20 protein-coding genes and 1 tRNA gene are annotated in these 23733 nt (G+C 35.3%); 8 read left to right on the top strand and 13 right to left on the bottom strand.

The features are described 5' to 3' along the window. Positions 1 to 106: 106 nt before the first annotated feature. The 3 genes from rpmF to pdxA all read right to left on the bottom strand — a co-directional run bounded on the left by rpmF (position 107) and on the right by pdxA (position 1988). Positions 107 to 301 carry a 50S ribosomal protein L32 gene (gene rpmF, locus QLS97_RS03390; protein ID WP_007137315.1) on the bottom strand — a complete coding sequence of 65 codons (195 nt, stop codon included), beginning with the start codon at positions 299 to 301 and terminating at the stop codon, positions 107 to 109. Between the two features lie 9 nt (positions 302 to 310). Then, positions 311 to 853: a YceD family protein gene (locus tag QLS97_RS03385; protein ID WP_282714256.1), complete on the bottom strand. Its 543-nt coding sequence runs from the start codon at positions 851 to 853 to the stop codon at positions 311 to 313. A gap of 85 nt (positions 854 to 938) precedes the next feature. Continuing rightward, positions 939 to 1988, bottom strand: a complete 1050-nt coding sequence (gene pdxA, locus QLS97_RS03380) for a 4-hydroxythreonine-4-phosphate dehydrogenase PdxA (protein WP_282714255.1) — start codon at positions 1986 to 1988, stop codon at positions 939 to 941. A 58-nt stretch (positions 1989 to 2046) separates the two neighbouring features. On the opposite strand from pdxA, the gene QLS97_RS03375 reads away from it, so the two are divergent. Then, positions 2047 to 2634, top strand: coding sequence for a riboflavin synthase (locus QLS97_RS03375; protein ID WP_282714254.1), 588 nt, complete (start codon positions 2047 to 2049; stop codon positions 2632 to 2634). Positions 2635 to 2667: 33 nt separating this feature from the next. Here QLS97_RS03375 and QLS97_RS03370 read toward each other — a convergent pair whose 3' ends face one another. The 3 genes from QLS97_RS03370 to mce form a co-directional block, all read right to left on the bottom strand. Continuing rightward, positions 2668 to 2898 carry a hypothetical protein gene (locus QLS97_RS03370; protein ID WP_282714253.1) on the bottom strand — a complete coding sequence of 77 codons (231 nt, stop codon included), beginning with the start codon at positions 2896 to 2898 and terminating at the stop codon, positions 2668 to 2670. A gap of 157 nt (positions 2899 to 3055) precedes the next feature. Next, positions 3056 to 3129, bottom strand: a tRNA-Ile gene (locus QLS97_RS03365). A 142-nt stretch (positions 3130 to 3271) separates the two neighbouring features. Beyond that, positions 3272 to 3673: a methylmalonyl-CoA epimerase gene (gene mce, locus QLS97_RS03360; RefSeq protein ID WP_282714252.1), complete on the bottom strand. Its 402-nt coding sequence runs from the start codon at positions 3671 to 3673 to the stop codon at positions 3272 to 3274. A 210-nt stretch (positions 3674 to 3883) separates the two neighbouring features. Here mce and QLS97_RS03355 point away from each other — a divergent pair, with 210 nt between their 5' ends. Next, on the top strand, positions 3884 to 5536 hold the full coding sequence (locus QLS97_RS03355) for an Ig-like domain-containing domain (protein WP_282714251.1): 1653 nt from the start codon (positions 3884 to 3886) through the stop codon (positions 5534 to 5536). A gap of 2 nt (positions 5537 to 5538) precedes the next feature. Here QLS97_RS03355 and QLS97_RS03350 read toward each other — a convergent pair whose 3' ends face one another. Further along, positions 5539 to 6309, bottom strand: a complete 771-nt coding sequence (locus tag QLS97_RS03350) for an amidohydrolase (protein ID WP_282714250.1) — start codon at positions 6307 to 6309, stop codon at positions 5539 to 5541. A gap of 71 nt (positions 6310 to 6380) precedes the next feature. On the opposite strand from QLS97_RS03350, the gene QLS97_RS03345 reads away from it, so the two are divergent. Then, positions 6381 to 6944, top strand: coding sequence for a hypothetical protein (locus tag QLS97_RS03345; RefSeq protein WP_282714249.1), 564 nt, complete (start codon positions 6381 to 6383; stop codon positions 6942 to 6944). Between the two features lie 90 nt (positions 6945 to 7034). Here QLS97_RS03345 and QLS97_RS03340 read toward each other — a convergent pair whose 3' ends face one another. The 3 genes from QLS97_RS03340 to QLS97_RS03330 all read right to left on the bottom strand — a co-directional run bounded on the left by QLS97_RS03340 (position 7035) and on the right by QLS97_RS03330 (position 10540). Then, complete coding sequence (locus QLS97_RS03340; RefSeq protein WP_091166542.1) at positions 7035 to 7781, bottom strand: succinate dehydrogenase/fumarate reductase iron-sulfur subunit; 747 nt, start codon at positions 7779 to 7781, stop codon at positions 7035 to 7037. Positions 7782 to 7864: 83 nt separating this feature from the next. Continuing rightward, on the bottom strand, positions 7865 to 9865 hold the full coding sequence (locus QLS97_RS03335; RefSeq protein ID WP_282714248.1) for a fumarate reductase/succinate dehydrogenase flavoprotein subunit: 2001 nt from the start codon (positions 9863 to 9865) through the stop codon (positions 7865 to 7867). Between the two features lie 12 nt (positions 9866 to 9877). Then, positions 9878 to 10540 (bottom strand): succinate dehydrogenase cytochrome b subunit, encoded by a 663-nt coding sequence (locus QLS97_RS03330; RefSeq protein WP_282714247.1) that lies wholly within the window; start codon positions 10538 to 10540, stop codon positions 9878 to 9880. Positions 10541 to 10909: 369 nt separating this feature from the next. Here QLS97_RS03330 and QLS97_RS03325 point away from each other — a divergent pair, with 369 nt between their 5' ends. Next, the gene (locus QLS97_RS03325) at positions 10910 to 12271 is read left to right on the top strand and encodes a hydroxymethylglutaryl-CoA synthase family protein (RefSeq protein WP_282714246.1); all 1362 of its coding nucleotides are present in this window, start codon (positions 10910 to 10912) and stop codon (positions 12269 to 12271) included. 78 nt (positions 12272 to 12349) lie between these two features. Here the strand turns inward: QLS97_RS03325 and QLS97_RS03320 are convergent, their stop codons facing one another. After that, a complete protein-coding gene (locus QLS97_RS03320) occupies positions 12350 to 13831 on the bottom strand; it encodes a helix-turn-helix domain-containing protein (protein ID WP_282714245.1) in 1482 nt (493 codons plus the stop codon). Positions 13832 to 13992: 161 nt separating this feature from the next. Between QLS97_RS03320 and aceB the strand changes: the two genes are divergently transcribed. After that, complete coding sequence (gene aceB / locus QLS97_RS03315; protein WP_282714244.1) at positions 13993 to 15594, top strand: malate synthase A; 1602 nt, start codon at positions 13993 to 13995, stop codon at positions 15592 to 15594. Between the two features lie 43 nt (positions 15595 to 15637). Next, entirely contained in the window at positions 15638 to 16918 is a 1281-nt protein-coding gene (gene aceA, locus QLS97_RS03310; protein WP_131914795.1) for an isocitrate lyase, read from the top strand. A 72-nt stretch (positions 16919 to 16990) separates the two neighbouring features. Here aceA and QLS97_RS03305 read toward each other — a convergent pair whose 3' ends face one another. After that, entirely contained in the window at positions 16991 to 19828 is a 2838-nt protein-coding gene (locus QLS97_RS03305) for a beta propeller repeat protein (protein ID WP_282714243.1), read from the bottom strand. 125 nt (positions 19829 to 19953) lie between these two features. Between QLS97_RS03305 and QLS97_RS03300 the strand changes: the two genes are divergently transcribed. Continuing rightward, entirely contained in the window at positions 19954 to 21246 is a 1293-nt protein-coding gene (locus QLS97_RS03300; RefSeq protein ID WP_282714242.1) for an aminopeptidase P family protein, read from the top strand. A 276-nt stretch (positions 21247 to 21522) separates the two neighbouring features. Beyond that, on the top strand, positions 21523 to 22323 hold the full coding sequence (locus QLS97_RS03295; protein ID WP_282714241.1) for a TIGR00266 family protein: 801 nt from the start codon (positions 21523 to 21525) through the stop codon (positions 22321 to 22323). Positions 22324 to 22401: 78 nt separating this feature from the next. Here QLS97_RS03295 and QLS97_RS03290 read toward each other — a convergent pair whose 3' ends face one another. Then, complete coding sequence (locus QLS97_RS03290; RefSeq protein ID WP_282714240.1) at positions 22402 to 23607, bottom strand: AbiH family protein; 1206 nt, start codon at positions 23605 to 23607, stop codon at positions 22402 to 22404. Positions 23608 to 23733: the final 126 nt, after the last annotated feature.

Here is a 23733-nt window from a genome sequence, read left to right as displayed (position 1 = left end):
AAAAAATTCCATTCTCATTGATTTGGAACTTCTTATTTAATGAAAATTATAAACAACAAAAAAACTCTCACGATGTGAGAGTTCGAATATCATTTACCAAAACGTATTAAGCAACAGCTACAGATTTATCTATAACAACTTGCCCTCTGTAATACATTTTACCTTCATGCCAGTAAGCTCTATGGTATAAATGCGCTTCTCCTGTGATAGGACAAGTAGCAATCTGTGCTACAGTAGCTTTGTAATGTGTTCTTCTTTTATCTCTTCTTGTTTTGGAGATTTTTCTCTTAGGATGCGCCATTTTACTATATTATTTATCCGTTAATAGTTGCTTTAATTTGTCCCAACGCGGGTCAATATTTTCTTCTTGTTTATTCTCTTTTTTTACTTCTTTTACTATCAGTTCATTAAGTTTAGTCAAAGCTTCCGTTTTTAAACTTCCATCTTTAACACCTGGATGAACTCGTCTTAGAGGCACTGACAATACTATCATTTCATAGATATATTGTGCAATATCTATTTCAAACTCCCCATGAGGTAAAATCAACAATTCTTCATTGTCATTATTATATTCCTCACCAAAACGAACAATTAAATTCATTTTGCCTTTAATTGGCAAGTCAAAATCTTCGCTTGTCAAATCACAAGGCACATTTACTAGCCCTTTATGCTTAAAACTTAATTCTAACAGCGTACTTTTTTTCTCTAAAACTACATTTACTTTGATATTTGAATCTTGATATTCATTATAATCAAAGATTTCAAAGAACGAATTATTTATTTGATACTCAAAATGATGTTTTCCTAGCTTTAATCCTATAAAAGGTATTAAAAATTCTTTTGTCTTCTTCATTTCAACAACATTTTGACCCTAAACTTCGGGAGTGCAAAGATATAAAATTATTGCAAATCTAATAATGTTATTCACTTTTTTTTGTTCACAACTGTTTTTCTTTTGTTTTCAATGGCTTCACACTGATTTCGGCATATTGATTTCTCGAATGATAAATATCAATTGCCAGATACACAGCCTCTTTGAATGAGTTAAAATCAGCCACTCCTTTTCCCGCAATATCATAAGCCGTACCGTGATCTGGCGAGGTTCTTATTTTATTCAAACCTGCAGTATAATTCACTCCATTCCCAAAAGACAACGTTTTGAAAGGAATCAACCCCTGATCGTGATACGCTGCAATAATAGCATCATACTTCTCATATTGATTACTTCCAAAAAAACCATCAGCTGCGAAAGGTCCAAAAACCAAGGTTCCCTTGTCAAATATTTTTTTTAATGTTGGCTTTATAATCAAATCATCCTCAGTACCAATAACTCCTCCATCACCACAATGCGGATTCAATCCCAAAACAGCTATTTTTGGCTTATTAATACTAAAATCCTGTATCAATGATTGCTTAACCGTTTCGATTTTTCTTTTAATCAATTCCTCCGTAAGATGAGAAGCCACTTCACTTAACGGAATATGATCCGTCAAAAGCCCTACTCTCAAATTATCCTGAACCATCAACATAAGTGCATTTCCTTCCAGTTCTTGATCTAAATAATCCGTATGTCCAGGAAATTTAAAATCCTCTGATTGAATATTATACTTATTTATAGGCGCAGTAACCAATACATCCACAAGACCATCTTTCAAAGCTTTGGTAGCCGCAACAAATGATTTTATAGCATATTCACCTGCCTTAGGATCATTTACCCCTAGATTCAAATCAACTCCTTCTCTCCAAAGATTGAGAACATTAATCTTTCCCGGAACAATTTGATCCAGTTTATCAATTCCATGTAATAAAGAAGCCGATTGAAAGCTTTTCTTTACAAAAGACAACAACTTAACATTAGCAAAGATAACAGGAGTACACAACTCTAACATGCGAGAATCCTCGAATGTTTTTAAAACAACTTCGCTTCCAATACCGTTTAAATCTCCTATAGAAATCCCAACGATTATATTTTCTGCTTTTTTCATCATGACCTAACGTTATTTATTGCTAATTTTGAAGTGCAAATTTAGTAAAATAAAACAAGAAATGTTTACAGGAATCATAGAAACCCTTGGCACCATCCAAGAAATAAAAAAAGAGAACAGCAATGTTCATATAACGATGAATTCATCGATTACCAGCGAACTGCAAATTGATCAAAGTGTTGCCCATAACGGAATCTGCCTTACTGTTGTTGCTATCAATGATACTTTTTATACCGTGACCGCCATAGATGAAACGATAAAAAAAACAAATTTAGCCGATTGGAAAGTTGGAGACACCGTTAACTTAGAAAGAGCGATGAAACTTGGCGACAGACTTGACGGACACATCGTACAAGGACACGTAGACCAAACAGGAGCCTGCATCACAGCTGAACAAACAGATGGAAGCTGGCTTTACACCTTTGAATACGATGAAAAACTAAGCAACATCACTATCGAAAAAGGTTCAATTACCGTAAATGGCGTAAGCTTAACCGTGGTGAATTCTAAAAAAAATCAGTTTAGCGTAGCCATAATCCCTTATACACATGAGCATACCAATTTCAAAAACTTTGAAGTTGGCACAAAAATAAACCTTGAATTTGATGTGATTGGCAAATACGTTTCTCGATTATACGCTAACAAATAACACCTTTTAAATACAAAAAACAAAAACCCCAATTTAAATTGGGGTTTTTGTTTTTAACATATTGTTGTAAATGATATAAATCCCAAATAACAAGGCAATTATCATTATTATAACACTATTTTCATCAATAGACAATCCAGGTGGTGGCGGTGGTTTTTTAGCCGTAGGCGCAGGAGGACCAGAACCTCCAGGACCTGCAAAAACATTCATAATCCCAAAAAGGAAAATGATTAAAAAATAAAATTTATTTGACTCAATCTTCATCGGCTTCAAAAATAGTAAATTTACTGAAATAAAAAAATCTATTAAACCATTAAACAGAAAGTACTTATTCTCAGTATACAAAGATACGTGTTTTAGTCCATTTTGGTTTTTAGTAAAAAAAGAAAACCCTCTAAAACATTTGTCTTAGAGGGTTTTGTGGTCCCACCTGGGCTCGAACCAGGGACCACCTGATTATGAGTCAGGTGCTCTAACCAGCTGAGCTATAGGACCGGTTAAGAGTGTGCAATATTACCACTATTTTTCATTTGCTCCAAATATTTTTGACTTAGATTTTAATATAGTTCAATTATTAGCTTTTTTCAAACAGAAACCAACTGAATATTAGAATACTACCCAATTATCTGTACTAAAATTATTTTATTTCCTGGCACAATTCAATCAAAACACCATTAGTGCTTTTTGGATGTAAAAACGCAACTATCTTATTATCAGCTCCTTTTTTTGGGATTTCATTCAAGACAACAAACCCTTCTTTTTTCAAACGCGCTATTTCTGAAACAATATCTTCAACATCAAAAGCAATATGATGAATCCCTTCTCCCTTTTTTTCTATGAACTTAGCAATAGGACTTTCTGGATTGGTAGCCGCTAGGAGTTCAATTTTATTGGGTCCATTCATAAAAAAAGAAGTTGTCACTCCTTCGGTTTCTACATCTTCAAATTTATAAGCCGGAGCGCCAAAGAGTTTTTCGAAAACTAAATTCGACACTTCTAAATCTTTGACCGCAATCCCTATATGTTCTATTTTTCTCATTGTTTATACTATCAATTCAACATTGGTTTTAAATTCAAGCAGTACACTAAACGCGATACAATTTGTTTGACGTAAATTTAAACATTAAAAACAAAAAAAGGGCAGCATTCTAAAAAGTAAGCTGAATTAAATCGCTCATAATAATTCTATAAAAAATTTCGATTGCATGAATTATAATTGTTATTTTGTAGATTCTAATTATGATTTGATATGTTGAAAAACAATTTAAAATACACCTTCTTTCTATTGCTCTTAATTATTGTTGGATGTGCAAAAAGAGGCTCCATCACTGGCGGTTTGAAAGATACCATTGCACCTGTTTTAAAAGTAAGTTTCCCGGAAAATTTCAGTAAAAATTTCAAAGGAAACGAGATCAAACTAGTTTTTGACGAGAACATTAAACTCAAAAACCTTAACAAGCAATTGATTGTTTCACCACCAATGAAATACGAACCATCAATTCTGCCTACTACTCCAAGCAAAACGATTACAATAAAAATCAAAGATACATTACAACCTAATACTACTTACAGCTTTAATTTTGGCCAAAGTATCGCTGACAATAACGAAGGAAATCCGTTAAATCAATTCAAATATGTGTTTTCAACTGGCGATTATATTGATTCTTTAAGCCTTGGCGGAACTGTAAAAAGCGCTTATGACAAAGAAGTAGAGTCATTCGTTTCGGTTATGCTGTATGACGTGAATGACACTTTTAAGGATTCGGTAGTCTATAATGAGAATCCAAGATATGTGACTAACACATTAGATAGTCTGAAGACTTTTCGCTTTGAGAATTTAAAAGCCGGAAAGTATCTTCTTGTAGCCATGAAAGATTACAACAGCAATAATAAATACAATCCAAAAACGGATAAAATAGGATTCAGTAAAGAATTTATTACTATTCCAAACGACACCCTTTACGAGTTGGAATTATTCAAGGAAACGCTCCCTTTTAAAACGTTCAAACCAACTCAAGCATCTGGAAACAGATTGTTCATGGGGTACGAAGGCGTTGTCAATTCAGCTGCCGCCCTACCAAAGTTAATTTTGAAAAACAATACTGAAGTCCTGTCCAATATCATTACTAAATTCCCTAAAAAGGATTCTCTTCAAGTCTGGTATAAACCTATCAAAGTAGATTCGCTTACTTTGGCTGTAGCCAAAGACAAATACGAAACCAATTTCACCTTTAAAATAAAAGACCAAAAAAAGGACACCTTAAGCATCTCTGCCTTACAAACCGGCAACTTAAAATTGCGTGAGCGTTTTACATTAGAAAGCTCAACTCCATTAATCCGCATTGAGAATTCTAAAATAAATTTAATCAACAATGCAAAAACCGCAGTGCCTTTTACCACTGAATACGACGAATTCAATCAGAAATTGTATTTTGACTTTAAAAAGGAACCCTCAGAAAATTACACTTTTGAAATTTTGCCTGGAGCGTTAACTGATTTTTTCGAAAAATCGAATGATACCTTGACTCATAAACTAAACACGGGAAATACCTCTGACTACGGGAATCTCACCGTTGTATTAGAAAACATAAAAGAATTTCCTGTCATTATAGAACTGACAAATATAAAAGGTGATGTTTTAGCGACTGAATACACTGAAAAAAACACCACAGTAGAATTTAATTTAATCGAACCTGCGCTTTATACATTACGTGCTATTTATGACACTAATAAAAACAAGGAATGGGATTCCGGTAACTATTTAGAAAAACGCCAAGCAGAAGAAGTGATCTATTTTTCCAAGGAAATCGATGTTCGAGCCAATTGGGATGTAAATCAAGTTTTTGACTTGAGTATTCCTTACACTCCCGAACCTAAAAAGAAAACCGATAAAAAAAACTAGGGCTAAATATTTTTTATTTCAAAAGAATCTCTGTCGTTCAAAAAACCTAATTTTTGTCTGGTTTCCAGCATTTTTTCTTTGTCTAATACTACTAAAAAAGAGCCTTCAGATTCTTCTGGGTCCAAGACATAATTCCCAAGAAAATCGACTGCTTGTGAGTGACCAATGTATTCGTAACCATTCGAATCAGTTCCTATTCTATTGACACCAATTGCATAACTCATGTTTTCTATCGCTCTGGCTTTCAACAAAACATCCCAAGCATTTGTTCTGATTTTTGGCCAACTTGCCACATAAATCAATAAGTCATAATCCTCTGAATTTCTGGAAAAAGCCGGAAATCGCAAATCATAACAAATCAACGGACAAATTTTCCAACCCAAATAGTCTACAACTATTTTTTGATTGCCACTTGTATAGACTTTGTCTTCTCCAGCCAAAGTAAATAAATGCCTTTTATCATAAAACTGAATTTCTCCGGAAGGAAATACAAATACTAATCGATTGTAAAAATTTTCATTTTCCTTTATAACTAAACTTCCCGTAATGGCACAGTTCCTGGCTTTTGCCAACGCTTTAAGCCAAGTTATTGTTTCGCCTTGCATTGTTTCAGCGACATTCTCAGGGCTCATTGTAAAACCGCTCGTAAACATTTCCGGCAATACAATTAAATCAACATTTTCTGTAATTAAATTGATTTTTGCTTCGAAATAATCACGATTTGACTTTGGGTTTTCCCAAATTAAAGGAGCTTGAATAAGGATGACTTGCATTGTTTTATTTTTTATAAAAATAAGAAATATCACAATACCATAAGTTTATTATATTAGCAAAAAACAACTTTATGAAAAAGATACTTCTTGTATGCACACTGTTATGCTCTATTTTGATTTTTGGTCAAGAAAAATCAGGTGCTAAACAATTTTGGGAAAACTTACAAAAACAATGCGGAAAATCATTTGAAGGAGAAGTAAAAGAAGGCGCTGCCAATGATACTTTTCGAGATAAAAAGCTAGTGATGCACGTTCGCAATTGCGATGAGAACACGATTCGAATTCCATTTTTTGTAGGAGATGACAAATCGAGAACTTGGGTGTTAACCTATAAAAATGACCGTATTCAATTGAAACACGACCACCGCCACGAAGACGGTTCTGAAGACAAGGTGACACAATACGGCGGAACAACCTCTAATTCTGGTTTATCGACGCTTCAGTTTTTTCCGGCAGATCAACAAACATGTGATTTAATTCCAAATGCTTCCGCCAATGTTTGGTGGATTACTTTAGACGAAACTTCTTTTACCTATAACCTAAGACGCATCGGTTCAGACCGATTGTTTACCGTTAAATTTGACATTACAAAAGTAGTTCCAACACCTTCCGCACCTTGGGGATGGAAAGACTAAACTAATTCTTAAATCTAACATTTAGTTATATAAAAAAAACGCATTCAACTTTGACATTGAATGCGTTTTTTAATTGTATGCTTTGAGTTTTTATCCTTTCAAACTTGCAGACATATACTCTCTGTTCATTCGAGCAATATTTTCAAGAGAAATTCCTTTTGGACATTCTACTTCACAAGCTCCAGTATTAGTACAGTTACCAAAACCTTCGGCATCCATTTGGCTCACCATGTTTAAAACCCTGTCAGTAGCTTCAATTCTTCCTTGTGGCAACAAAGCATATTGAGATACTTTAGCAGCAACAAATAACATTGCCGATGAGTTTTTACAAGTAGCAACACAAGCTCCGCAACCAATACAAGCAGCAGCATCAAATGCATCATCAGCATCTTTCTTGTTCACAGGAATTGTATTTGCATCAATTGTATTTCCTGATGTGTTTACAGATATAAATCCTCCGGCATGTTGAATTCTGTCAAAAGAACTTCTGTCTACAACTAAATCTTTAATTACAGGAAATGCTTTTGCTCTGAATGGCTCGATAAAAATAGTATCGCCATCCTTGAACATTCTCATGTGCAATTGACAAGTGGTAACACCTCTATCCGGTCCGTGAGCTTCCCCATTGATGTACAAAGAACACATTCCGCAAATTCCTTCGCGACAATCGTGATCAAATGCAACTGGTTCATCCCCTTTCATGATTAGTTCGTCATTCAAAATGTCAAGCATTTCAAGAAACGACATGTCCGGTTCAATATGATCTATCGGATATTCAACTATTTTTCCTTCTGCAGCGGCATTTTTCTGACGCCATATTTTTAATGTAAGTTTCATATTTTTTTAGTTTTAAAGTCTGAAAGTCTAAGGTCGAAAGCCCTTTACTTTAAGACTTTTGACTTTTAACTTTTGACTAAATTCTATTTATAACTTCTTTGAACTAATTTCACGTTGTCAAATACCAACGGTTCTTTGTGTAAAACAGCTTCACTTGGTTTCCCAGTGTATTCCCATGCTGCTACGTAAGCGAAATTCTCATCGTCACGTTGCGCTTCACCTTCTTCAGTTTGGTATTCTTCACGGAAATGTCCTCCACAAGATTCATTACGATGTAAAGCATCTTTAGCGAATAATTCTCCCAATTCAAGGAAATCGGCAACACGAGTCGCTTTTTCCAATTCTTGGTTAAAACCATTAGCGTCACCAGGAACTTTTACCTCTTTGTAGAACTCTTCGCGTAAAGCGGCAATCTCAACAATTGCTTCATTTAATCCTTTAGCATTACGAGCCATACCCACTTTGTCCCACATGATTTTCCCTAATTTCTTATGGAAATAATCAACAGAATGTGTTCCTTTATTGTTCATGAATCTTTCGATTTGATCTTTCACCGCTTTTTCAGCAGCAACAAATTCAGGTAAATCTGTAGATATAGCACCCATTTTAATATCTGGTGATAAATAATCTCCAATAGTATATGGCAATACAAAATATCCATCAGCTAAACCTTGCATCAAAGCAGAAGCTCCAAGTCTGTTTGCTCCGTGATCAGAGAAATTAGATTCTCCAATAGAGAAACATCCCGGAATGGTAGTTTGTAAGTTATAATCAACCCAAGTTCCACCCATAGTATAATGTACCGCAGGGTAAATCATCATTGGAGTTGAATATGGATTTTCATCAACGATTTTTTCATACATCTGAAACAAGTTACCGTATTTATTGGCAACAACTTCTGTTCCTAATTTAATAACTAGAGCAGTGTCTTTTTCGTCTAAATGTTTGATTCTTGCTTGGTCAACTCCATATCTTTGGATAGCTGCAGCGAAATCTAAATAAACAGCTTCTCCTGTTTTATTTACTCCAAAACCTGCATCACATCTTTCTTTAGCAGCACGAGAAGCAATATCTCTAGGTACTAAATTTCCAAAAGCTGGATATCTTCTTTCTAAATAATAATCTCTTTCTGCTTCAGACAAATCCGTTGGTTTCTTTTTTCCTTCACGAATCGCTTTTGCATCTTCTAATTTTGCAGGAACCCAAATACGACCATCGTTACGCAACGACTCTGACATTAATGTCAATTTCGATTGGTGATCTCCAGAAACTGGAATACAAGTTGGGTGAATTTGTGTGTAACAAGGATTTGCGAAGAAAGCTCCTTTTTTGTGGATTTTCCAAGCTGCAGTAGCATTACTTCCCATTGCATTTGTAGAAAGGAAAAATACATTTCCGTAACCACCAGAAGCAATAACAACAGCATGAGCTGAATGTCTTTCTATTTCTCCAGTAACTAAGTTACGAGCGATAATTCCTCTTGCTTTTCCGTTTACGATTACTAAATCCAGCATTTCGTGACGGTTGTGCATTTTTATTTTTCCACGACCTATCTGGCGATTCATTGCTGAATAAGCACCTAATAATAGTTGTTGTCCTGTTTGTCCTTTTGCGTAAAAAGTTCTAGAAACCAATGTTCCACCAAAAGAACGGTTATCTAACAATCCGCCATATTCACGAGCCAATGGAACACCTTGTGCCACACATTGGTCAATAATATTCCCGGAAACTTCAGCCAAACGATGTACGTTTGCTTCACGAGCACGATAATCGCCACCTTTTACAGTATCATAAAACAAACGGAAAGTGGAATCCCCGTCTCCTTGATAATTTTTTGCCGCGTTAATTCCTCCTTGTGCCGCAATGGAGTGCGCACGACGTGGCGAATCTTGAAAACAAAATGCTTTTACGTTATACCCTAATTCTGCCAATGTTGCAGCAGCAGAACCTCCAGCTAAACCTGTACCAACAATAATAACATCTAAGTTACGCTTGTTTGCAGGATTCACTAAATTAATATGATCTTTATAATTTGTCCATTTGTCCGAAATCGAACCTTCTGGTATTTTTGAGTCTAATGCCATTATAATTGAATATTAATGATTGAAATGATGAAATAATGCAATAAAAATAAATCCAAAAGGAATTATAATTGCAAACGCGTAACCGAATTTTTGAGTTCCCAAAGAAACTCTTCTTGCTCCAACAGATTGAAAAGAAGAACTGAATCCGTGCCACAAGTGCAATGCCAATAATACAAATGACAAACAGTATAAACCAGTACGAACCGGACTTTCAAATTTAGCAGTCATTTCATGAAAATATCTAGTTTCGTCAAGCGAATTAACTTCTACATATTTATACACCATTTCTGGAACCCAGAAATCATAAAAATGCAGTATAATAAAAGCAAGAACCACTAGGCCAGTTATAATCATGTTCCTAGAAGCCCAAGATGAGTTAGCAGCGCCGTTGTTCTTTGCATAAGCAATTGGTCTTGCTGCACGGTTTTTAAAATCCAAAACAATACCCATGATGAAGTGAAAAACTACCCCAACAATCAATATAGGTTGAATTACGAACTGAACTAATGGATTATTTCCCATAAAATGAGAAATCGAGTTGAATGTGTTTTCACTAAACACCGATGTCATATTGATAAAAAAATGCTGTGCTAGAAACAACATCAAAAAAAGTCCTGAAAGTGCCATAGCTACTTTTTTTGCTATTGACGATTTCAATAATGCAGATTTTGCCATAAGATTTATATAATTTGTTTTAAAAAATTATACAAAAATAGAGCAATTAGACAGTAACTACAACCTTTTCGCTGTTATTTATAATGATTTTAAAGTGTTTTACACAAAATATCAAGAAATCCTTAAATATCAAACATAAATCCAAAAACAGCCAGAAAAACGGTTAAACAAAAAAGAAAAAAATCTTAAATAATACGCCACGAAATTGACTAAATACCAACCTCTAAACAGCCCAAAATTACTAATTCAATAATTTTTATTGTTCTTTATTTCTAAATCAATAAAAACACCAAGTACCATCATTTTATATCCTTAAAATAATTGTATCGAGACAATGCGTTTTTAACTTTACACGTTAAAAATTGAAGAATGAAAACAGGAATTGACGCCATCTCTTTTGATGTTGCAAAAATACATTTACCAATAAATACTTTGGCAAAAGCCAGAAATATCGAACCCGAAAAACTGGAAAAAGGACTGGGTTTAATCAAAATGACATTGCCGGACACACATCAAGACACAGTTGTTTTTGGTGCCAATGCATTGACAAAATTAATTTTAGACAACAACATCAACCTCAACGAAATCGCCCGAATTTATGTAGGAACCGAAAGTGCCATTGACAGCTCAAAGCCAATCAGCTCGTTTTTGATTGCATTAATGGAGCAGAAATTTGGAGCAAACACTTTATCAGAATGTGATGTGGTTGATTTTACTTTTGCTTGTATTGGCGGAGTTGATGCCATGCAAAACTGTATTGATTTTGTAAAACTGAATCCAACCAAAAAAGCAATTGTTGTCACTACTGATTTTGCAAAATACGATTTAAATTCTACCGGAGAATATACGCAAGGCGCAGGCGCTTTAGCAATGTTGATTACTTCAACCCCAAGAATTATTGCTTTCGAAAATAATTGGGCAACGAGCACAAAAGGAGTTTTTGACTTCTTCAAACCGTACCGAACGATTTCGAAAACAGCAATTACAGGAAATCCAACTAATGAACCGTGGTTTGAAAATTTAGAAAATGAAGTTGAAATTCACAAAGACCAACCGGTTTTTGACGGTCAATATTCAAATCAATGTTATATGGATCGAACTAGAGATGCGTATTTTTCATTCAAAAAATTAAAAAACACTACCGAAACCGTTTACGATTCCTGGAAAAGTATCGTCATGCATTTGCCTTATGCTTTTCAGGGACGCCGAATGTTGTCTGAAATTTATGCTTTAGACGCTTCCAATACGATTATTTCCGGCGACGAAGAGGCTTCGGAATACCAAAATAAATTGAAAGAAATCAGCAAATCAGAAGCCTATAAAGAATTCATAAACGAAAAATTAATGCCTGCCGAAATCGCCTCTTCTCTAATTGGAAACTTGTACACTGGCTCTATTTTCATGGGATTACTATCTACTTTGGCCCATTTTTATGATACCGAAAAAGAAATAAGTGACAGTAAATTTGGTTTTCTAGCTTACGGAAGCGGTTCAAAATCGAAAGTTTTTGAAGGAACAATTCAACCGGAATGGAAATTAGCAATTGCTGGCGTAAACCTTTTTGAAACAATAGAAGAAAGTTTCAAAATTGATTTTGACACCTACAATAAACTACATAAAAAGGAACAAAAAACCAGCATTCAAACTCCAAAAAACGAATGGGCTTTAGACCGAATTGAAAACGAAATTCCTAATTTAATAGGTGCTCGTTATTACAAATGGGTTGATTAATTTTATACTTCCACAAAAAAGCACCGTGAATTCATACTTGAACTTTCGGTGCTTTTTTTATTTAAAGACAGTATTACGCTAACTAAATTTTGTCATGTATTGCTGCACGATTAAATCGGTGTTTTCATGGCGCATTTTTTGCTCTAATTGTATTGGCGGCGAAGCTCTTTCTAAACAATTTTTAACAGCACAGGTTTCACAGGTAACCCCGACAATCTGTTTTTTAATCGAATCATTTTCAATAAACTTAAATTTTTTCTTCATTCCAGGTGTTATCAATATCCCTACCGAAATACTACGGATGCAATCTACCTTAAACGGATCCGGTGTTGCTGATGAAAAAACAAGATATTCATTTTTGCTGTTTTCATAACTGGAGATTTGCGCATCAAAAAAATGGCTTTTCTTTTGCTTCAAAGATTCCTCAATCGTGCGTATAGAAACCCATCTTCGGCAGTAATGCTCATTCATTTCATTAGCGTGTGGCTCCTGCTGATTGGTGATGTGTAATTCTTTTTTTATTTGATACGTATCCGTTCCTATTTGATGGGACAATCGTAGAAAAAAGAGGTTTTTCAGCTGAAAATCTTTTGGTAAAATATTAGTCAACCTTTGGTAAAACGATTCCGGAGAAACATTAAACCCACTCATCAAAGCAATCATCTCCTGAGGTTTTGGATCTGTTTTTGACAAAAATAAATTCAGCTCGTCTATCAATTTTTGTCTTGGAATAAGCAATGCTCCAGCAAAATACGAAGCATAAAAGTTATTCAGAACCTGATCAAAATTATCAAACTTAATCCAACTGAACGTATACAACCTTTCGGTAATCTCAAGGTAATTATACGCAATTTCTTTGGCCAGAATAAACGCTTTCTGAGGCTCGTCAATATCTAATGAAAGTAACAAAGTCTTGCTTTTTGGAACAAAAATCGACCTCAAATCCCCCAATTGTTCTTGTTCAGAAAAAATAAGTTCTTTGATGGTATACCCATATTCCTCAATCAATATAGCCATTAATTCTTCGATAGAAATTTTGGTGTCAATATTTACATGGAACGCTTTGGAAAACTGCAATACCTTCTGCTCTAAATCTTCAAAATAATTCGTATGCGCTTCTTGGTACGAACGCAACGAAGCCAAAAAGAAACTTTCTCTTGTCAAATTATAATGTTGTGCAATCTCAATAATCGTACTTATAAACGCATTGACTTTTGCAGGAGCATTAGCAATAATATCGATAAGGTCATTTTCTTGAATCCCGAAAATCTCTAAAGGAATCTCTTTCAGAATACCTGATTTTAGAATTTCTCCAATAGGCGCCAAATTATTATCCAGTTTTAACGAAACCATGCTGTCATAAGAAATTTCTAATTTCTCTGAAAGCAGGATAATTTTATCTGTTTTAGGATATTTTTTTCCTTTTTCAATTTCATTCAAATACGATTTTGAAAGATCTGTAATTTTAGCCAAACCAAATAAAGACAACTTCTTATTGGTGCGCGCCTGCTTGAGTTTAAGCCCAAAAATCAACTTGATATAATCCTTTTCTATATTCATATTTCAAAGATAAGCTAAAAAATATTTACGCCAAAAAAAATATTTTTAATTTTTAGCGTACGTTCGCTTGTTTTGTAAAAAACTTTTTGTACTATTGCAGTGTTGAACAATTAGAAATAATCAACAAAAATTTAGTATTGTCAAATTAAATATATTTAAAAATGGATTTTAAAGAAGTATATTCGAAAAATTTGTTAAATTTTTCAGAAGAAACTACCGAGCAGTACCCGGAAATCTTAACTGATGAAGCAATGACTTTTTTGTCTTTACTTCATGAAAATTTCAACGAAAAAAGACTAGTGCTTTTAGAAGAACGAAAAAAGCAACAAGTTTTATTTGATCAAGGTGCCTTCCCTACTTTTCCTGCTGAAACAAAAAGCATCCGAGAAAGTAATTGGAAAGCGGCAAAAACACCCGAGGATTTATTAGATCGAAGAGTCGAAATAACGGGTCCTGTCGACAGAAAAATGGTCATCAATGCATTGAATTCGGGAGCAAAAACGTTCATGGCTGATTTTGAAGACAGTACTTCTCCTACTTGGAGCAACTTAATGACAGGTCAACAAAACCTGAAAGACGCGGTAAATAAAACTATCACTCTTGAAGACACTGTGAAAAATAAAAAATACAGTCTGAGCGACAAAACTGCCGTGTTGCTAGTTCGCCCAAGAGGACTGCATTTACCTGAGAAAAATATTTTGATTGATGGAGAACAAACTTCGGGATCACTAATCGACTTTGGATTATATGCTTTTCACAATCACAAGCAACTTATTGAGGATGGAACGGCGCCGTATTTTTATATTCCAAAACTAGAACACTATCTGGAAGCAAGATGGTGGAATGAAGTTTTCGAATTTACACAGGAATATTTAGGCGTAAAAAACGGAACATTCAAAGCCACAGTTTTAATCGAAACGATAACTGCCAGTTTTCAATTGGACGAAATCATTTTTGAATTAAAAGACCATATTGTAGGTCTTAATTGCGGGCGATGGGATTATATTTTTTCGTACATCAAAAAACTAAGAAAAAACCCATCTTTCATTGTTCCAAACAGAGATCAAGTGACGATGACTTCGCCATTTATGAGTGCATATTCCCAATTGGTGATTCAAAGGTGTCACAAACGAAATATTCACGCAATTGGCGGAATGGCGGCACAAATTCCGATAAAAAACAACGAAGAGGCTAATAAAGTAGCTTTCGACAAAGTAATTGTCGACAAAGAGCGGGAAGTAAAAAATGGTCATGACGGAACTTGGGTCGCACATCCGGATTTGGTTTCGCTAGCCATGACGGTATTCGATAAATACATGCCAACTAAAAACCAAATTCATGTAAAAAGAGAAGATGTACACGTTACCGAAAGCGATTTACTGGAAACTCCAAAAGGAACCATTACAGAAGAAGGTGTTCGAAAAAACATCAGTATTTCGGTTTTATATATCGCTTCATGGCTCAACGGACAAGGTGCCGCAGCCTTACATAATTTAATGGAAGATGCCGCTACTGCTGAGATTTCGAGATCACAATTGTGGCAATGGCTACAAAACGAAGTGGTTTTAGACAATCAAAAAGTATTGAATGAAAAATACTATCACCGACTAGCCATGGAAGAATTTGAAAAAATAAGAAAGCTCGTTGGAGATGAAAATCATGAAAAACAAAAATACAGATTGGCCGAACAATTATTAGACATTCTGGTAGTGAATGACAATTTTATCGAATTTTTGACAATTCCCGGATACAAATACATTTAAAAAATTAATTACAATCCCTATTAACAAACAACCAAAAAAAAAAATGAAAACTACAGAAACAAGAATTCAAGAATTAGTTACCGACTGGATTACGAACCCAAGATGGAATGGCATTGAGCGACCATACACCGCTGAAGAAGTGGTAAAATTGCAAGGTTCTTATCAAATAGAGCATAGTGTAGCCAGAATTGGGGCGAATACTTTATGGAATAAGCTAAATTCTCAGGATTTTGTAGCCGGACTTGGCGCGCTTACCGGAAATCAAGCCATTCAAGAAGTAGAAGCGGGATTGGACGCTATTTATTTGAGCGGATGGCAGGTAGCTGCTGATGCAAATGTAGCCGGCGAAATGTATCCTGACCAATCTTTATATCCTGCCAACAGTGTTCCATTGGTAGTAAAACGAATCAACAACGCCCTTTTGAGAGCGGATCAAATACAAGTCGTTAACGGAACTGCAGACAAAAAAGAATATCTAGTTCCTATTGTTGCTGATGCCGAAGCTGGTTTTGGAGGAAACCTTAATGCTTTCGAATTAATGAAATCGATGATTGAAGCGGGAGCTGCCGGAGTTCACTTTGAAGATCAATTGAGTTCTGCAAAAAAATGTGGGCACTTAGGAGGGAAAGTATTGGTTCCTACGCAAGAAGCCATCAATAAATTAATTGCAGCACGTTTAGCAGCTGACGTAATGGGAACGCCAACAATTGTTGTTGCCCGTACAGATGCTGACGCAGCCAACTTATTAACTAGCGATATTGACCCTAGAGACGCTAAATTCATCACAGGTGAAAAAACTGGAGAAGGCTTTTTCTATGTAAATTGTGGTGTAGAACAAGGAATTGACAGAGGATTGAGTTATGCGCCTTATGCTGATTTAATTTGGATGGAAACCAGCAATCCGGATCTTGATTACGCAAGAAAATTTGCCGAAGGAATTCACGCAAAATTCCCTGGAAAAATGTTGGCTTACAACTGCTCGCCTTCTTTCAACTGGGCTGCAAAATTATCAGTTGCCGAAATGGAAACATTCAGAGAAGATCTTGCGGCAATGGGATACAAATTCCAGTTCATCACATTAGCGGGATTCCACGCGTTAAATACCAGTATGTTCGAATTGTCTAAAGCCTACAAAGAAAGAGGAATGGCCGGATATTCTGAATTACAAGAAAGAGAATTTGCTCTACAAAAACACGGTTTCAAAGCGGTAAAACATCAAGGTTTTGTAGGAACTTCTTATTTTGATGCGGTACAAAATACTGTGACAATTGGAAAATCTTCTACCACTGCCATGAAAGATTCTACAGAAGTAGCACAGTTTTAAACAAAGTAGCAGCCATAAAAAAAACACGATTTCAGATGGAATCGTGTTTTTTTTTTAAAACAATAGGACTGTTTATTTTGATTCAATAATTTCAAGATCAGTAACGACTTTCTCACTTCCTTTTTGAATGCTAATTTTATTCACTGAAATTGGAAGGTAATATTTACCGTTTTTAGCTTGTTCCAATTTTAGTTTTTTGTCTTTATTTTTCCAATTATCGGCAGTTGCTTTCGTTATGGAAAGATCATAAATATGTTTGTTCAATCCTTTTACGGCTTTCACTTTCTGAGAATAAACCACTTCTTTCAAGCTATTTTCAATTTGCAAAAGCACTTCTGCATTTTCATTCGAATAAAACCAAACCTCTGCTTTTGGTTCTGAAGCCTTAGCCCAAGAACTCCAACTGTTGCCCCATTCTCTTGATTTTTTTATCTTTTTAAGCTCAAAAACATGAAGATTTTCCGCTATGACTTTATCACTCAATTGTTGCACTTGTTCCAAATTAACTTTGTACACTGAACGACCGTGAGTTCCCACCACTAAATCTTTTGCTTTCTTTTGAATCACTACATCATGAACGGCAACGTTTGGAATTCCGCTAGAAAAATCATCCCAGCTCGTTCCTTTGTTTAACGAAACATACAATCCGTTATCCGTTCCCACGTACAAAACATTCTCGTTGACATTATCCTCCACAATTACATTCACTGGACTTACAGGCAAATTATTGGCGATGTTTTTCCAGGTTTGCCCAAAATCATCTGACACATATACATAACTTGTGAAATCATCATTTCGATATCCGTTTAAAGTTGCATACACTCTTTCTTTCTTGTGGGCCGAAGCCACGACTCTGGAAACCCATCTGTTTTGAGGCAAATTCCCCGAAATTTTGTTCCAAGTCGCACCACCGTCTTTCGAAACATGAATTAATCCATCATCACTTCCTGTATAGAGTAAACCAAACTGCAAAGCGCTTTCGCTGATAGCAGCGATAGTTCCAAAAGCTACATTTCCTTCTTTAACTCCTTGCGTCAAATCAGGTGAAATAGCCGTCCAAGTTTGCCCTTGATTCATAGAACGATGCAAGAAATTAGACCCCATATATAAAATATCTTGGTTGTGCGAAGACAATAAGATAGGCGTCTGCCAATTGAATCGGAATGGTTTTTCATCCTTTTTTGGCTTTGGCGATACATACTCTCGTTTGTTATTCGCACGATCAATTCTATAATAATTCCCAAATTGAAAACCAGTAAAAACAATATTAGGATTTCTTTTGTCGATTTGAGTTTGCATACCGTCACCACCCATCAAATTTTCATAAGGATATTTTCCGGTTTGGTACCATTCTGAGGAATATTTGTAAGTACTTGGTCCAACCCAAACACCATTATCCTGCATGCCGCCATAGATATTATACGGTTCCTGCTCATCTACATTCACTGCATAAAACTGACTTACGGAATGCGAATTACTTTTTACCCAATGTGCTCCATCATCATATGAAATGTTCAAACCGCCGTCATTTCCATTAATTAAATGCCCGGATTTATTTGGGTTCAGCCAAACTACGTGATGATCTGCATGAACATTCTCTTCGCTTATGGAGGTGAATGTTTTTCCGCCATCATTTGATTTTATAATGGGTACGCCCGATAAATAAATTTTATTGACATCGTTTGGATCAACAGATATAACACTGAAATAATAGCCGTACGAATAAAAGAAATCATCAATAAAATCCTGGTGGGTCTTCGTCCAGTTTTTTCCTCCGTTACTTGATTTGTAAACTTCAGCTCCGATAACTTCTGTTTCAGCTAAACTATTTATCGCATCCAAAACTACTTTGGCAGCTTCATTAGGTTGCAAATACCCGTTTTGAACCCAATGCTTGATGTTTTCAGCTCTGTATTTTTCGGTTAAACCGTAATTCTTTAAAATAGAATTCAAACTTTTATTGGGCAATTTCAGGAATTCGTCTCCCGGAACAGAAAATGCAATCGGTAACGAATTGCTTTTTTTGGACTGCAACGGTCTTTTGAATTGGTTATCCAAAATGGCATACACGTTATCATCATCATACACCGCTAAACCAATTCTCCCAACGCCTTCCCCTACAGGAAATCCGCTTTCACCAGTTGTGAAAAGCTTCCATGTCAATCCCGCATCTTCACTTTTATAAATTCCCGAAGTCGCGCCACTTCCTATAAAATCCCACGCTTTTCTGTCTTTACTCCAAGAAGCCGCATATTGAACCTTGAAGTTTTTTGGCGAAACAGCCACATCAATAATCCCCGTTTCATCGTCGATATAAAGTGTTTTACTCCATGTTTTTCCTCCATTTGTCGTTTTATAAATTCCTCTTTCTTCATTTTTTGAATACAAATGCCCCACTGCGCCCACAACAACTTCATCTGGATTTGATGGATTAATCAGGATTCTGCTGATGTGATGACTGTCGTGTAATCCCATATTTTGCCAAGTCTTTCCTTTATCTTCAGATTTCAAAATTCCAATTCCGGCATAAGAGGATCGGGACGAATTTACTTCGCCAGTTCCTACCCAAATCGTCCCTCGTCTCCAGTCTATCGCGATATCACCCACATTTTGCGTAGGCGCCGCATCCATAACTGGCGAAAAACTCATCCCATTATTATTCGTGTACCAAAGTCCACCTGAAGCATAACCCACATAAAATTCGGTGGGATTTTCCGGGTTTACGTCCACATCCACCACTCTGCCGCTCATCACCGTTGGCCCCACATTTTCGAAAGTAACACTTTGAAAAAGCGATTGATTTTCCATTCCTTTTTTGGCTTCCAATGATTGCTGAATCGCTTCCGCAGAAACTTGTCCCCAAGAGATACTTTGTACGATAAGGGCTGAGAAGAGTACTATTTTTTTCATAAAAACTGATTTGAATTGGAAAATTAATCATAAAAATAGTTATCTGAAAATTTTATAGTGTAATTAACATCCGTTTCTCTCAAAGTTAGTATTTTTGAATATTCAATGTATAAAAACGAATTGTTATGAAATATCATCAAATTGACCGAGATTTATTTATAAAAAATAGAGAAAAATTCATGGCTCAGATGAAGCCAAAAAGCGTTGCCATCTTCAATTCTAATGATATTTATCCCGTTTCTGCCGATAGTACTTTGCCATTTGCACAACACCGCGATATCTTTTATTTAAGCGGAGTAGATCAGGAAGAAAGTATTTTATTGCTTTTCCCGGATGCGCCATACGAGCACCAAAGAGAAATGGTTTTCTTGAAAGAAACCAGCGAACACATTGCAATTTGGGAAGGTGAAAAACTGACTAAAGAGCGTGCTTTTGAAGTAACAGGAATCAGAACCGTGTATTGGTTGCAGGAATTTGAGAAAGTCTTATTCGAAATGATGACGCACGCTGACACGATTTACATCAATACAAACGAGCATTACCGCGCTACAGTAGAAACTGAAACGCGTGAAGCCCGTTTTGTAAAATGGTGGAAAGAAAAATATCCGGCACATGCTGTCGCAAAAAGCAACCCGATATTGCAACGCCTTCGTTCTGTAAAAGAAACCGAAGAATTGGATTTAATCCAAAAAGCCTGTAATATTACGGAACTTGGTTTTAGAAGATTATTACCTTTCGTGAAACCAAACGTGACCGAATACGAAATCGAAGCCGAGCTGATTCACGAATTCATTCGCAACCGTTCCAGAGGTTTTGCCTACACGCCAATTATCGCTTCCGGAAACAATGCTAATGTGTTGCACTATATCGAAAACAACCAGCAATGCAAAGCAGGTGATTTGATTTTACTGGATGTTGCGGCTGAATATGCCAATTATTCGAGTGATATGACGCGTACCATTCCCGTTTCAGGAAAGTACACCAAAAGACAAAAAGAAGTATACAATGCCGTTTTACGGGTGAAAAATGAAGCGACAAAAATGCTGACTACAGGAACACTTTGGAAACAATACCATATCGAAGTTGGAAAATTAATGACTTCCGAATTGCTAGGTTTGGGTCTTATTGACAAAGCCGATGTACAAAACGAAAACCCGGAATGGCCCGCTTATAAAAAATATTTCATGCACGGAACTTCCCACCACATGGGATTGGACACGCACGATTACGGAATCCTGACCGAACCCATGCAAGCCAATATGGTGTTCACCGTAGAGCCTGGAATTTACATTCCTGCCGAAGGTTTCGGAATCCGTCTGGAAGATAACATTATCGTTCAGGAAAGCGGTGAACCATTCAACATGATGCGCAACATCCCAATTGAAGTGGAGGAAATCGAAGAATTAATGAACAGTTAATTCCTAAAAACATATAACCAAATCGGTTTACAGCAATGTGAACCGATTTTTTTTTGGGCGCAACCCAGCCTCCGTAAACTCCGGCTGCGTCGGGCTATTCGCTGCAAGTCCTCGTCTCGTCCAAAAAGACGAGACTGTGGGCTTTCCGCTGTTATCCCTTGCGCGCTACAACGAGAAAATCTGTAATTCCAAAACACGAATTCCAAAATTCATGGTAAAACTGTAACTTTATAATCACCCTTTCGACATATTTAAAAAACTTAAAATACAGAAACCATGCAAGCACACGAAATAGACTACCACATTTACGGCGAGGAAATGCAATATGTAGAAATAGAATTAGACCCACAAGAAATAGTAATTGCCGAAGCGGGAAGTTTTATGATGATGGACAATAATATCCAAATGGAAACCATTTTTGGAGACGGATCCGGACAGGAAAACGGATTGTTCGGTAAACTTTTAAGCGCCGGAAAAAGAGTTCTGACAGGCGAAAGTCTTTTTATGACAGCGTTCATCAATCAAAACAATACCAAAAGCAAAGTTTCATTCGCATCGCCTTATCCAGGGAAAATAATCCCAATTGACTTGACGCAATTTGGCGGAAAATTCATTTGCCAGAAAGATTCTTTCCTTTGCGCTGCCAAAGGTGTTTCTGTTGGAATCGAATTCTCTAAAAAACTCGGTCGTGGGCTTTTTGGCGGCGAAGGTTTCATCATGCAAAAAATTGAAGGTGACGGCCTGGCATTTGTTCATACCGGCGGAACATTGGCCAAAAAAGAATTAGCAGCAGGCGAAATCCTAAAAGTGGACACCGGTTGCATCGTAGGTTTTACCAAAAATGTCGATTATGATATTGAATTTATTGGCGGCATCAAGAATTCCATTTTTGGTGGCGAAGGTTTATTTTACGCCACGCTTCGCGGTCCGGGAACAGTTTATGTACAATCCTTGCCTTTCAGCCGACTTGCCGACAGAATCATCGCATCCGCACCAAAAGCTGGCGGAAATAGTCGCGACGAAGGAAGTCTATTAGGCGGATTAGGAAGTTTGCTCGATGGAGATAGACGATTTTAGTATGTAATTTAAACTTTCCATTTCTCGAAATAGCAAAATAATAACGGCTTTCAAAAATGGAAGCCGTTATTGTTTTTATTAAGAGAAACCATGACTTTTTATATAAGTCTCTCTATTGAATTCTTTAGTAATATTTTCAATATTTAATTTAACAAAATAGAATCTTCCAACCTTATTCATTTCTATAATAACATTCTTATCGATAATATTGAATAAATTTTTTAATTTATTCTCTCTATCATGATCATTGTGATAAAATACACATATTTTAGCTTTTTCATTCTTATCAAAATCAAGAAATTTAAATAAATCTTTAATATATTCTCTATCAGATTCGTCTAAAGAATGCCCAATTATATAAAAAACCGCTTCATTAAGTCGATTTGTTCTGTCTAAAGGAATTTTAATGAATTTTTTATTAGAGTTTTTCTTTATTCTCTGATAATATTTAGCAAAATCATATGCTTTGGCTAATTTAACATCTTCAGGGATTTCACTAACTCCAAAAACTAAATTTTGAATTTCGCTATTTTCATGCATTTCGCCATGTAAATAAACCACTTTTGACTTATCAATACCATAAAATTTTTCTAACGTTGGTGTATAATTAAAAGTATATATTTCATCGATTAAATGAAAAGGAATAATTTGATCATGTGATTTATTTTCATAAAATACAGCTAATACATCAATAAGATATTGATTAAAAATAATTATAAAACTCTCAAATGAACTTGACAAATCACGCAATACATGCCCGATTTTAATACCTAATCTCCTTTTATCTAAATACACATCAGGAATACTAAAAAGTTCTTTATCATCATATTTATGCTCAATTATTCCAAATAAACAAAAATCAGAATAATTTATTGGCACATCTCTATAATTATTAATTTTTTTAAATTGGGGAGTTTCTGATTTAAGTAAAATTGATAATTGTTTCAAAACATTTTCAACTTCAATCTCAAAATCAATCCAAGTTTCTATCTCTATTACATTTTTAAAATATTTGTACCATAAATTATTATGTAATGAAACTTTCAAATCATTAATTTTATCTACTTCAAATTTAAATTCAGCAACTTTATAATTTTCAACTATTAACTTGTAATCAATTTGATTTTCATCTTTAAAAAACGAGCCAAATAAATCTTCAAATGAGATGTCTTTTGAAAAATTATTTCCCTCAATAGTTTTCATTATCGACATAAAATGCTGGTATTTTGTTGGCAAATGATGAAATAAATCAAATCCATTTCCTGTAATTAAAATTTTGGCCATATTTATAAATTGCTTTTCTCAAATATACTATTTTTAATACAAGCGTATTCATGAATTGCTTACATGACCTTATATTTCTTAAATGGTTAAAAAAATAAAATGTTACTTTTGTAGACTAAATTTCCA

It is taken from the genome of Flavobacterium yafengii, assembly GCF_030010375.1.
GTDB classification, from domain to species: Bacteria; Bacteroidota; Bacteroidia; order Flavobacteriales; family Flavobacteriaceae; genus Flavobacterium; species Flavobacterium yafengii.
Note: the sequence above shows the minus strand (reverse complement) of the source record. Positions and strands in the feature narration are given on the sequence as shown.